This is a genomic window from Parabacteroides sp. AF17-3, from assembly GCF_003635445.1.
Classification (GTDB): domain Bacteria; phylum Bacteroidota; class Bacteroidia; order Bacteroidales; family Tannerellaceae; genus Parabacteroides; species Parabacteroides goldsteinii.
The window spans coordinates 586,691-599,520 of sequence record NZ_QTMM01000001.1 but is presented as its reverse complement, the minus strand read 5'-3'; the positions used below and the strand labels follow the sequence as shown (position 1 = coordinate 599,520).

Sequence of the window (12,830 nt, the reverse complement as noted above, 5' to 3'; positions counted from 1 at the left end):
CCGCCACCCGAAAGATGTTAAAATAGGATAATTACAGTAGCATGTATTGCATAGTACACAGGCAATACATATATTTGCAACATAAAACTATAAGCGATGAATGCAGAGAACGTAAAATCACAGATGAGAAAGGGGACACTGGAATATTGTATCCTGTTGCTTCTCAAAAAAGAGCCGGCTTACACCTCTGACATTATTCAGAAGTTACAAGAAGCAAAATTGATTGTAGTAGAAGGTACTTTATATCCGCTCTTGACCCGTTTAAAGAACAGTGAACTGTTAAGTTATCAGTGGATAGAGTCTACGCAGGGACCGCCCCGTAAGTATTACCAACTCACTTCGAAAGGGGAAGAATTCCTCGGTGAACTGGAAAACTCCTGGCAGGAACTAAATGATACAATAAACCACATCAGAAACAATTAAAATTAGAAAACAATGAAGAAGACACTTACAGTTAATTTGGGAGGAACTGTTTTCCACATTGACGAAGATGCATACCAGTTACTGGATAAATATCTTTCTAATTTACGTATACATTTCCGTAAAGAAGAAGGTTCCGAGGAGATCATGAACGATTTCGAAATGCGTATTTCGGAGTTGTTCGGTGAACGGGTACGCCTGGGACATGAGGTGATCACGATCGAACATGTAGAAGAGGTGATCAACCGCATGGGTAAACCGGAAGAGATATTCGAGGAAGAGACTGAAGAAGAAAAAGAGAATGCTAAGAAACGGACTTATCAGGAACAGGTCATTACCGGCAAGAAAAAGTTGATGCGTGACCCGGACAACCGGGTAATCGGTGGTGTAGCAGCCGGTATTGCAGCCTATATGGGATGGGACGCCACCGCTGTCAGACTGGCAATGATTCTGCTGTTATTCATTCCGGTCGTACATTGGATGGCTATATTATATATTGTTTTATGGATGGTCATGCCGTTGGCCAGGACTGCCGCAGACAGATTGATCATGAGAGGTAAAAGCGTAACGCTCGAAACCATCGGACAAACCGTTACTGATGGATTTGAAAAAGTCAGCAATAACGTAAACGATTATATAAGTTCAGATAAACCAAGAAGTTTTTTTCAGAAAATAGCTGATCTATTTGTCACAGTATTCGGCTTCCTCTTAAAATTCGGAGCAGTCTTGGTAGGTATCATTTTGCTCCCTCCTCTCTTACTGGTCGTATTTATACTGTTTGTTATAACAGTCGCCCTGATTGGAGGAGGTGCAGGCATATTATATCAGCTTTCTCCTTTCGGAATGGATCTTTACAACGGAATTCCCGTTTATATGGCAGTGATAGGCTGTATCGGTATCATCTTACTGATCGGAATACCTGCAATAGCATTACTTTTTGCCATATTCGGTCAATTATTCAATTTGAAACCATTACCTAATCCGGCAAAATGGACACTACTGGTCATTTGGATACTAGCACTTATTGGAAGTATCATTTACTTTGTAAACTTGGGATTACCGGCACTTAGTCCGTACTTATGGCATAACTCTAATTTTTCAATACATATATAGGGAGATAAAAAGATTTGTTTATAATTTGTGTGTTTAAAAAAGAAGGCCGCTCTGTCTCAGAGGGGCCTTTCTTCTAAGGTTAACAAATTTATGAGTAAAAACCACTAATGAATCATTAAAAAAACCACTATTTCTGCCGTTCTAAAACAATACAGTAATAGTGGTTACAAATATACGTATTATTTCCAATAAAAAAAGCCTTTGACCAATTATTTGTACGCTTTTTTTATCAAGGCAGCTACCGCTGCCAACTCATCCTGAGTTATTGTCATTTTCTCACCTCCAAAATACATATCCGATTCCTTTGTTATAGGGATTAAATGGATATGCGCATGAGGCACTTCCAATCCCATTACAGCTATCCCTACACGTTTGCAGGGAATAGCCGCTTCCTGAGCACGGGCCACACGCTTGGCAAAAGCCATCATTCGCCCTAACAATGCGTCTTCCAGATCAAAAATATAGTCAATTTCTTTCTTCGGAATCACTAAAGTATGCCCTTTTGCAACCGGATTAATATCCAGGAAGGCGAAGAATTCTTCGTCTTCCGCAACCTTATGGCAGGGTATCTCGCCAGCCACTATTCTACTGAATATTGTTGCCATATCTTATTGTATTAAATTGATATATCCATTATTTCAAAAGTCATCAATCCAGACGGAACTTTGATTTCCACCACGTCTCCGACTTTCTTTCCCATCAGTCCTTTTGCAATCGGTGTACTCACGGCAATCTTTCCTTCTTTCAGGTTTGCTTCCGAATCGGAGACCAATGTATATGTCATTACCATATTATTCTTCGTATTTTTGATCTTCACCTTATTCAGAATCTGAACTTCGTCAGTCTGAACACGTGATTCATCTATCAGACGTGCATTAGATATCAACCCCTTCAACTGGGCCAGTTTTGCTTCCATAATGCCTTGAGCCTCCTTTGCAGCGTCATATTCTGCATTTTCAGACAAGTCACCTTTATCCCTGGCTTCAGCAATCTGGGCAGAAATTTCAGGACGCTTCACGGTTTCCAAATAGTTGATTTCAGCTAAAATCTTATTGTAGCCGTCTTCTGTCATATAACTAACAGCCATACTAAATCCTCCTAATTATTGATTTAAAAATTAATATTTATTACTGCATAATAAAAAAAGAATCCCGACCAACAACCTGGCCGGAACTCCTTTTTCTCTTTATTTTAGACATTGCAAAGATAAGACATCTTTTCAAAATGCACAAACCCTCACAAGTGCTTTACAACATATAAATCTGATTGTTAGCTACTATATTAAAGTACAGCTTTTACATCTGCCGCCAGATTTTTCACGTCATCCACCCGTTTAACCAGATTACCTTTGCGGTCAAGGATGAAGATCGCCGGGAGTTGTTTCACATTATACAATCCGGCTATCTGAGAGTAGACAGACTGCGGATCACGAACAGCTACCCAAGGCAGGTTTGATGCCGCATTCTTCCAGAAGTGAGCATCAGAGTCCAGAGACACCTGATAAATATCCAAACCCTGACTATGATACTGCGTATATAATTCGCCCAAAGCCATATTCAATGCCGGAGACCATTCAGCCTGATAAGCTGTAAAATTAATAATAACCGGCTTTCCTTCTGCCACAGAAGATAGTTTAACCACCTCCCCTTTCAGGTTCGGCAATTCAATATCCAGAAAACTCACTTCTGTCGTTTTCACATCATCCAGATTTACCGGACGCTGTGCACGAAGCACCTTCATAGACTGCAAAGTCAGGTTGTAAAGATGTTTCGAACGCGGACTTCCCGGATAGAAATGATCGTAACTGGTAGCCACTGCTCCGTAAGCCTTTACATCATTTCTGTCATAGAGGTCAAAGAACAATAGTCCGTCGATCTGCTGAAACAAAGCAAAATAAGCTGCTGTCGACATCGGAGCTGCATAAATATATTTACGGGCTACATCCTTATAAGCCTCTGCTGTTTCCAGGATTCTTGCACGGTATGTCGTATCAGCAATATGCTTATCCTCATATTCTTTACGTAAACGACCGATCGCCTGGTTCGCATCCAACTGTGCCAGGGTGATCGCTTTGATCGCTTTACTGTTTTCAGATCCTTCAACGGAATAAGAAGTGGCAAACGTTCCGGCATCAGCAGCAAAAGTAACTGTCTCAACCGAGTCGATCGCAAAATTTATCAATTGATTATTCAGACGCAAACGATAAAAATCCGGAAATTCCGGACGTTTATGGGTAAACTTGAATTTACCGGCAGCAGTCAGTTTCACCGAATCCAACAATTCGATATTTGATATGCCCACATTCTCCAGATACATTGTCTGACCGTCGGCTCCGGATACAACTCCCTTCACTGTAAAATCCGATGCCTTGTTACATGCAGTAAACAACAGCATACAAATTCCGAAAATAACCAGTAATTGCTCAGATATTTGTTTCATCCTTTTTTCTTTACAATGTTCGTAATTCCGATGCAAATATACATTATTTTACAATTGTGGCACTATTATTCTCAAAATCTTCCTTTTATTTTTATAAAAAAGGGCTTTTCTGATGTTTTTTATTTTCATTTTCATGTGTTTACAGGTAAACTTTCATTACATTTGCACCAATTTTTACAGATAGAAAAATAAGAAAGAAGATTATGCTTAATCCAATTAACAAGACGATCGAGTTGGCTGATGGAAGAACCATCACCATCGAGACCGGGAAATTGGCAAAACAGGCGGACGGTGCGGTTACCGTACGTATGGGCAACACTGTGTTGCTGGCTACTGTTTGTGCCGCTAAAGATGCAAATCCCGGTGTTGACTTTATGCCGCTGCAAGTTGAATACAAAGAAAAGTACTCCGCATTTGGCCGTTTTCCCGGAGGTTTCACAAAAAGAGAAGGAAAGGCTTCCGATTATGAAATCCTGACATCGCGCCTCGTTGACCGCGCTTTGCGTCCGTTATTCCCGGACAATTACCACGCTGAAGTATATGTAAACGTTATATTGTTCTCTGCTGACGGCGAAGATATGCCGGATGCATTGGCTGGTTTAGCAGCTTCTGCTGCCCTGGCTGTTTCAGATATACCTTTCAACGGACCGATCTCTGAAGTTCGCGTAGCCCGTGTCGATGGTAAATTTATTATCAACCCGACATTCTCTGAATTGGATAAAGCAGACATCGATATGATGGTTGCTGCAACAATCGACAACATCATGATGGTTGAAGGTGAAATGTCTGAAGTACAGGAATCAGACATGCTGGATGCAATCAAGGTTGCACACGAAGCTATCAAAGTACAGTGCCAGGCTCAGCTTGAACTGTCGGAAGCTTGCGGCAAGCTCGTTAAACGCGAATACTGCCACGAAGAAAACGACGAAGAACTGCGCAAAGACGTACATGACAAATGTTTCGCAAAAGCATATGCCGTTGCAACATCGGGTACGGACAAACACCAGCGTTTCGATGCTTTCCAGGCAATCATAGAAGAATATAAAGCTAATTTCTCTGAAGAAGAACTGGAAGCTAAAGCCGAAATGATCGGCCGTTACTACCACGATGTAGAGAAAGAAGCCATGCGCCGCGCTATCCTTGACGAAGGAAAACGTCTGGACGGCCGTAAAACAACGGAGATCCGTCCGATCTGGATCGAAACGGATTACCTTCCGGGACCTCACGGATCAGCAGTTTTCACACGTGGCGAAACTCAGTCGCTGACAACTGTTACACTCGGTACCAAAGCCGACGAAAAGATGGTTGACGACGTACTGAACCACAGCAAAGAACGTTTCTTATTACATTATAACTTCCCTCCGTTCTCAACTGGTGAAGCAAAAGCATCACGTGGCGTAGGACGTCGTGAAGTCGGCCACGGAAATCTGGCTCACCGCGCTTTAAAACGCATGATTCCGGATGGCTACCCTTATGTTGTACGCGTAATCTCCGATATCCTCGAATCAAACGGTTCTTCTTCTATGGCAACTGTTTGTGCTGGTACACTGGCTCTGAGAGACGCCGGCGTTCCGATGAAGAAACCGGTATCAGGTATCGCAATGGGTCTTATCTCTGAAAACAAAGGTCAGAACTATGCCATCCTGTCGGATATCTTAGGTGACGAAGACCACCTGGGAGACATGGACTTCAAGGTAACAGGTACAGCAGACGGTATCACAGCTACCCAGATGGATATCAAGGTAGACGGTCTGTCATACGAAATCCTTGAAAACGCATTGGCTCAGGCAAGAGAAGGCCGTATGCACATTCTGGGTAAAATCATGGAAGCTCAGCCGGAAACACGTGCCGAACTGAAACCGCACGCTCCGCGCATCGAATCAATGACGATCGGCAAAGAATTTATCGGCGCAGTGATCGGCCCGGGTGGAAAGATTATCCAGGGTATCCAGGAAAAGACCGGCGCTGTTATCACAATTGAAGAAGTTGACGGTGTAGGTAAGATCGAAATCTCCGGAACAAACAAAGATACGATCGATGCTGCTATCAGAGCGATCAAAGGTATCGTTGCCGTTCCTGAAATCGGTGAAGTATACGAAGGAAAGATTTCTTCTATCATGCCTTACGGTGCATTCGTTGAATTCATGCCGGGTAAAGACGGTCTGCTTCACATCTCTGAAATCGACTGGAAACGTCTGGAAACAGTAGAACAGGCAGGTTTGAAAGAAGGTGATACAATTCAGGTTAAACTGGTAGACATCGACGCTAAAACAGGTAAGTTCAAACTGTCACGCAAAGTATTGCTTCCGAAACCAGAAGGTTACGAAGAACGTCCGCCAAGACCTGAAAGAGGTCCGAGACCGGAACGTGGGGACCGTGGCCCTCGCCAGGATCGCGGAGACCGCAACAACCGTAACGATCGTTAATAGACAACTTTCTTATACATTTATATATAAAGAGCTATCCTGCGAAGGGTAGCTCTTTTTTTGTACTATCCGGAAAGCTGATTGGTACATATCTTCGTGGAAAACTGTTACGGATATCGAAACCATTTGACAAAAAAAGGGGATTCTTTATAGAATCCCCCACCTAAAAATTATATTGAAAAAACGGACTGTTTACTTCGTAAAATTAACAATTGTAATCGTCCACTCCCGTTGCTCTCCATTAGCTGCTGTTACAAGATATTTATTGGGTTTAGACCAATCACCAGGAACACCTAAAGCAGGCGATCCTTCTTTAGGAGTAATTCTGGCAGCCGTAGACAAAGTGACCATCACACCTATATTATTTACTGAACATTTCTCCCACTCTGACGCCGGAAAAGATCCTTCATTGGCAGCAGGAACTGATACATCCAGACTAACTGTACTAGCCTCCTTATCAATAACAATATTAGATCGTCCAAGTTCGACTTTTTTCACGATCTGCTGTCCGCTTGCGTTCGAAACCTCATCGCTTATATAACGATACTCTACACGTTGTACCCCGCTAATCTCATTCTCTTCAAACTCAGGCAGATCTTCCAATCCTCCCGTAAGGCAAGAAGATAGAGTGAAAAGAATGGACAAGAATAACAAATAACTATATTTTTTCATACTCATATTCATTTTTAAATTTACCAACCCGGATTCTGTTCATCAGTAATTCCACTCGCTGCGCGTCTATCAATCGCAGATTGCGGAATAGGCATTAAATAACGTTTTGTTGTAAAATTTCTGTTCCAGGCTCTGTTTCTTACGATCTGTCCAATGAAATAACGCTTACGGTCTTTTGTTATCTGAATCTTATGGACAGGACGGTTTAACGCCTGAATAACACCATTAGCCTTTTCCCCTTCATTTGCATATCCGCCATATTTGCCCCAGCGCAAATAACTCCAGTATAAATTACCTTCATAAGCCATTTCAACACGACGTTCGCGAATATAATCCCGCCATGCCTCTTCCTCCGTTACAGCCATAGAAGGAGGTAATCCGCCATGTTGTGTACGTGTCACATTCAAATCTGCTACTGCTTTATCTATTTCGCCTTTCAGCAAGTAAGCTTCAGCACGGTTCATATACATCTCTCCTAAACGAGCCAATACAAAATGATAATCCGTATTATTCGAGACATAAAAACGAGGAGAAACTTCATAAACATTCTTCCTCCAATAATAACCAGATGCCGTAGTATACCAGGAATCCGCTTGGTCTTTACGTACACCGGCCCACAAATTACCCTGGCAACAAAGTGTCACTAGCTCGCCGCTTAACCAAGTACAAGAATCATACACTATCGTTCCGTAAAAACGTTTGTCACGATTATTATACATAATCTCATTGATACGGGAATCATCCGTTACACGTCCGTAACGTACAATCTTTTTCCCCTTTTCGGTAGAACCCATATCATCTTCATCCGGTACTACCCGCCCAGTCAATTCAACTTTGACAAAATCACCGACCTGCAACGCCGAGGGGTCTTCTTCCTTTACACTATTTTTGTACTGTGCCGTTTCATTCCAAGGTTTTGCCTTTCCATCCACTTCATCAATGACAAGATATTGGTCTACCATATCCTGTGTCGGGAAATAACTGGCCCAGCCTTCAAACGAACGTCCGCCAGCATCTTTAAATAATGGAGATGCATTTGAATTGGCTATTTCATCATTATTTACATTCGGCACACAACTAATCATTTCACTGAATGAACCGCAATTCGTGTTCTTCTCCAAACGGTAATAACCCAAAATAATCTCATTATCATAAGCTCCTGCCTTTTGGAACATCTCGCCATAATTACTGCTCAATGTATATTTACCAGAATTAATAACTGCATTCGCTGATTCAATGCACATATCCAGATAAGACGCATCTTTCGTATAAGCATAAGCTTGGAGCGCTGCACGACAACGAAAAGCATAAGCTACATACTTATTGACGCGTCCTGAAGCCGATTCTTCAGGAAGTCCTTCAATACCAGCATTCATATCGTCAATTACCAGTTTATAACTTTCTGCTACATTAGCAGTCAGCGGAGTCTTAAAATCTTCTGTAGACTCGGGGGTCAACACCTTCATGATTGGGACAAAACGACCTTCCCAAAGCGTCTGATAAAAATTCACTAACGAACGGAGGAAATGACCTTCGGCAATCAATTCCGACTTTTGTGCCTCTGTAAGTGCAGTGGCAGCAGCAGCTTTTTCGATAATCAAATTACAATTCCTTAAATTAGCGAAATAGCCGAATCCCATATTCGTTGTCCGGTCCATCCCCACTTCAGTAGGAAAAGCATCCAGGTTTGTCAAATCGCTATGGATTCCATTCGGTGTATATGATTCCAGATAAGCATACTCTCCGGCATATAGGGCTACCGAGGATTTATACACCTCTGTCACAAAAGCATCGGCGGTTTCTTTGGAAGACCACACCAAATCCTCATCATACGATTCCATCGGTTTTGTATCCATCACATCACAAGAAGTAGCGAGAACTCCACCAGTGAAACACAGCAAACCATATTTTAAATATTTATTCATATCAGTTCTGTTTTTATTTTCAATTAAAATCCTATACCAAAGTTGATCGCGAACACGCGCTCATTTGGATAATCATAACGGTTGGCTGATCCGTTTTCAGGGTCTATTCCGTACTTTGTAGCCTCCGAAATAGTAAAAATATTTTGTCCGCTCAAAGCCACATTCAACCGAGTGATCCACGAGGTCTTCTTCAATAGTATACGCTTGAAATCGTATCCGACCTGAATGTCCCTCATTCGCAAATATCCTCCGTTAATCAACCAGAAATCACTTCCGACTGTATTATTAGAACCATTATTTCCGGTAGAAGACAACAAACGCGGAAATTTGGCATCAGTATTCTCCGGTGTCCAATAGTCCGTTTGAAACTCATAGGTAGGACTTGAACCGGTATTGGCATCACTCATCATCAGCACACTACCTAAATACATATCAAAACGGGTTGCCCCCTGAAAGAGGGTACTGAAAGAAAATCCTTTATAAGATAAATTGATGTTCAATCCATAGTTGGCACGCGGGAAACTACTTTTACCCAAACGATGCTGGTCGGCCCCATCAATAACGCCATCCCCATTAAAGTCATAATATTTAAGATCACCTGCCGTTAGTGAGTGGGAACCTGTACGTTGCACACTGTTATATACATCATTTGCATCCTTATAAAAGCCCATATTCTCATAATAGACACCGGCATATCCCCGTTGCTGGGTTGTACGCTTGTAAGGATTTTTCTTATTTTCAAGTGACTCAGACGGGTTGTTAGCCCATAACTCATCAAATTTTGTAAAATTAAAGGCTACATCATAATGGAAATCACCAATATCATCGCGCCAACCCAATTGAAACTCCACACCGGCACGACGATGTTCCCCATCTGTCGATATTTTAGGAAGCGATACACCCAACGGATCGGTATAACCAACATCCAATGCATCCGGTGCATATAAGAAACCTTTGGTTGCATAATAGAAATAGTCGAAAGAGCCGTACAATCTATTATTCAACGAACTAAAATCGAATCCGGCATCAAACTGATCAGTGGTAAACCAAGTCAAATCAGGAGAAGGCAAGCTCCCTTCCCAAAAACCGGGTACATACTCACCATTCATTACATACTCCTGGCCGCCTAATCCGTAAGATGTCAGATAGGCAAAACGTCCGATGTGATACGTATCCCCGTCATTTCCCCAGTTATCCAAACCCACTTGTCCGTAAGAGGCACGTATTTTCAACATATCGAAAATATGTTTTTCGCGTATGGTTTCCATGAAAGCTTCATCTGCCAGCGACCAACCGATCGAACCAGAGTAAAAAGTACCCCAACGATGATCTTTCGGAAAATTATCCGACCCGTCATAACGCATACTGGCTTCTACAAAATAACGGTTATCATAATTATACTTGACCTGTCCGACCCAACCGGCCCGGCCATTTTCCCATTCACCGCCGGAGTTTTCCATCGTCGAAGAAGGTCCCGGGTTAATTTGATCAATCGGGAAATCATAATTCTTACGGACCAAGCCCATACTATGTCCAAAACCGCTTGTATATTCGTAACCTCCTAAGGCGCTTACCGAATGCTTGCCAAACGTACGGTTATATTCGGCAAAATACTGTAAGGTCCAGGAATTTCCCAATTCCCCATACTGGCTCAACTGTGGTTTTGAAGCATATGTAGGCTCTTGAGAATCCCATGCATACTGAGCTGCATCTTTTCTCCAGGACTTATTATCCTTTATATAATAGCGATAACTGCCCTTCGCCCGCAGTTTCAGGCCTTTTACCCAGGGAAGATCCCATTCAACCCCCAACAAGCCGTTGACTACATTCTCTTTTTCATCAATATAGCCACCATCATCAGAAATTTCAGCGATCGGATTATCTGTATTATTATACACCAATCCATATTTATTCCGACCAATTTCCATCGGTGATTTATTCTGGACATGGGAGAATACGTTCCCGTATCCGCTGGATGTGGAAGTATACGGATGTGTTTTAAACTGCATGTAACCATCCAACTGTGCCGTTGTTTTCAGGCCAATGGATTTAAAAGTTGAAGTTTGAGTCAATTGAAAATTCGTTCGTTTCATATAATGCGAATCGCTCTTATACAGCGATTGCTGGTTAATATGACCTATAGAAGCATAATAAGTATTGCTCGCACCACCACCACTAATCGTAATATTATGTTTCTGTTGCGGAGCAAAATTCTTCATTACCTCTTTTTGCCAATCTGTATTAGGGTGTCCGTACGGATCCGAACCATCGGCAAACATGCGTAAATCGTCGTCATTGTAAGGAATGGTCACTCCGTCATTCGCTGCCGCCACATTACGATGTATAGCACGCTCATACGAATTCAATTTATCAGGCCATACATTCGGTTGAGACCAGCTTTGGTTGAAGTTATAATCAATCTGAGGTTTTCCTTCTTTTCCCTGCTTGGTCGTTACCTGCAAAATACCGTTAGAAGCACGCGAACCGTACACAGCCGTAGCCGAGGCATCCTTTAAAATAGATAAATTCGCAATATTTTCGGGAGCTAAAGCAACAAAGTCTCCATAGTCCCGAATAACGCCATCAATAACAACGAGCGGAGTGCCACCACCGCGAATACTCACCGTACTCGTCTTATTAATACCACCACCGCTACCTTGTACAATCAAACCAGGTGAACGCCCGGCCAACCCCTGCGTGATATTTGTTACCGGAAGAGCAGCCATCTCTTCTGCATTTACTGTTGATACGGCTGCAATCATCGAACGTTTTGTTGTCGTACCATACCCCAGGACTATTACTTCGTCCAGCTTCTGAGTGTCTTCCTTCATAGATAAATTGACAGGACCGGCAGTCACCTTGTGCTCAATAGTGAGATACCCGACATAAGATATTACCAGAATATCTCCAGGCTTAGCCTCCAAAGAGAAATTCCCGTTCATGTCAGTTACAGTTCCGTTTGTAGTACCTTTAACATGAATACTGACACCAACCAATGGACCAAAATCATCTGAAACAGAACCCGAAACTTTCTGGGTTTGCTGCATTTCCACATACTTGGACTCCCGTACAGTCAACAAATCATTCGAATCAGCCGCAGCAAAAGCCGGCAAAACAAATGACAACAAACAAGCGACCTGTACTCCTTTCACAATTCTTTGCGGAATAGAAAATGACAGCGATTGAATTTGTACTGGCTTAATTTCCATCTACATTTTGATTTAGAGTTTTACATAATATTTCTATCTAATCCAAAACAGTACTTAATCAGCAACCTGTTTTTAGAATATTTTCATAATATCCCATAGTTCTCTCAGAACTATGTCGATAGAAACTTTCTTCAAATCGCTTATTTTGTAAAGGATCAGGAAATATCACAGAAAAAAGGGGGAAACATGTTGACTCCGCATCCAACTTTAATAGAACAAATTGAAAGCCTACGTGTATAATATCAATCATAATAACATGTAGGGATTTGTGTGAGATATAAAAAACGCATTTATCCTATTAAAATATCATTACTTAATTTACAATGACTTCATGCAATAAAACAATGGGGCTATGTAGAAGCAATCATACCGTACACAACTCAACAATATGTTATAAAATATATTTGTTAATCTTTTTTCAAAAAAGACGCATAATATTAAAATATATTCTAATTTTGCACATGTATTAAACTTAGTTCTGAGAGAACTATGCTACCATGAAAAGTTTATCCAACCAATACACAGCGATCCGGTTCTTTCATAAACAAATCAATATATCCTCCAAAAATTCAAAATCAATAAAAGAAGAATACTCTTTTAAGTCAACACACAAACATCCTATTTAT

Annotated in this window: 9 protein-coding genes; 3 read left to right on the top strand and 6 right to left on the bottom strand. The window is 41.6% G+C overall.

Translation table 11 applies throughout. The annotated features are described in order from the left end of the window. Window positions 1–96: 96 nt before the first annotated feature. On the top strand, window positions 97–423 hold the full coding sequence (locus tag DWW91_RS02040; RefSeq protein ID WP_009860753.1) for a PadR family transcriptional regulator: 327 nt from the start codon (window positions 97–99) through the stop codon (window positions 421–423). Window positions 424–435: 12 nt separating this feature from the next. Beyond that, complete coding sequence (locus DWW91_RS02035) at window positions 436–1,533, top strand: PspC domain-containing protein (RefSeq protein WP_122326786.1); 1,098 nt, start codon at window positions 436–438, stop codon at window positions 1,531–1,533. Window positions 1,534–1,742: 209 nt separating this feature from the next. On the opposite strand, the gene DWW91_RS02030 is transcribed toward DWW91_RS02035, so the two are convergent. From DWW91_RS02030 to DWW91_RS02020, 3 genes are all read right to left on the bottom strand, one after another. Next, the gene (locus DWW91_RS02030; protein ID WP_009860751.1) at window positions 1,743–2,138 is read right to left on the bottom strand and encodes an HIT family protein; all 396 of its coding nucleotides are present in this window, start codon (window positions 2,136–2,138) and stop codon (window positions 1,743–1,745) included. A gap of 11 nt (window positions 2,139–2,149) precedes the next feature. Continuing rightward, the gene (gene greA / locus DWW91_RS02025) at window positions 2,150–2,620 is read right to left on the bottom strand and encodes a transcription elongation factor GreA (RefSeq protein ID WP_009860750.1); all 471 of its coding nucleotides are present in this window, start codon (window positions 2,618–2,620) and stop codon (window positions 2,150–2,152) included. Window positions 2,621–2,814: 194 nt separating this feature from the next. Next, entirely contained in the window at window positions 2,815–3,972 is a 1,158-nt protein-coding gene (locus DWW91_RS02020) for a TlpA disulfide reductase family protein (RefSeq protein WP_122326785.1), read from the bottom strand. 203 nt (window positions 3,973–4,175) lie between these two features. Between DWW91_RS02020 and pnp the strand changes: the two genes are divergently transcribed. Then, window positions 4,176–6,398, top strand: coding sequence for a polyribonucleotide nucleotidyltransferase (pnp, locus tag DWW91_RS02015; protein ID WP_009860748.1), 2,223 nt, complete (start codon window positions 4,176–4,178; stop codon window positions 6,396–6,398). A gap of 192 nt (window positions 6,399–6,590) precedes the next feature. Here pnp and DWW91_RS02010 read toward each other — a convergent pair whose 3' ends face one another. Genes DWW91_RS02010 through DWW91_RS02000 form a run of 3 tightly spaced genes read right to left on the bottom strand, consistent with a single transcriptional unit; the run spans window position 6,591 to window position 12,204 of the window. Continuing rightward, window positions 6,591–7,052 (bottom strand): hypothetical protein, encoded by a 462-nt coding sequence (locus DWW91_RS02010; RefSeq protein ID WP_233584381.1) that lies wholly within the window; start codon window positions 7,050–7,052, stop codon window positions 6,591–6,593. Window positions 7,053–7,090: 38 nt separating this feature from the next. Continuing rightward, on the bottom strand, window positions 7,091–8,995 hold the full coding sequence (locus tag DWW91_RS02005) for a RagB/SusD family nutrient uptake outer membrane protein (protein ID WP_010801382.1): 1,905 nt from the start codon (window positions 8,993–8,995) through the stop codon (window positions 7,091–7,093). Window positions 8,996–9,018: 23 nt separating this feature from the next. Continuing rightward, the gene (locus DWW91_RS02000; RefSeq protein ID WP_122326784.1) at window positions 9,019–12,204 is read right to left on the bottom strand and encodes a TonB-dependent receptor; all 3,186 of its coding nucleotides are present in this window, start codon (window positions 12,202–12,204) and stop codon (window positions 9,019–9,021) included. Window positions 12,205–12,830: the final 626 nt, after the last annotated feature.

What these genes read in the sequence shown, in the direction of transcription:
- DWW91_RS02040 (WP_009860753.1), top strand. Translation starts at nt 97, where the DNA reads ATGAATGCAGAGAACGTAAAATCACAGATGAGAAAGGGGACACTGGAA.
- DWW91_RS02035 (WP_122326786.1), top strand. Translation starts at nt 436, where the DNA reads ATGAAGAAGACACTTACAGTTAATTTGGGAGGAACTGTTTTCCACATT.
- DWW91_RS02030 (WP_009860751.1), bottom strand. Translation starts at nt 2,138, where the DNA reads ATGGCAACAATATTCAGTAGAATAGTGGCTGGCGAGATACCCTGCCAT.
- greA (WP_009860750.1), bottom strand. Translation starts at nt 2,620, where the DNA reads ATGGCTGTTAGTTATATGACAGAAGACGGCTACAATAAGATTTTAGCT.
- DWW91_RS02020 (WP_122326785.1), bottom strand. Translation starts at nt 3,972, where the DNA reads ATGAAACAAATATCTGAGCAATTACTGGTTATTTTCGGAATTTGTATG.
- pnp (WP_009860748.1), top strand. Translation starts at nt 4,176, where the DNA reads ATGCTTAATCCAATTAACAAGACGATCGAGTTGGCTGATGGAAGAACC.
- DWW91_RS02005 (WP_010801382.1), bottom strand. Translation starts at nt 8,995, where the DNA reads ATGAATAAATATTTAAAATATGGTTTGCTGTGTTTCACTGGTGGAGTT.
- DWW91_RS02000 (WP_122326784.1), bottom strand. Translation starts at nt 12,204, where the DNA reads ATGGAAATTAAGCCAGTACAAATTCAATCGCTGTCATTTTCTATTCCG.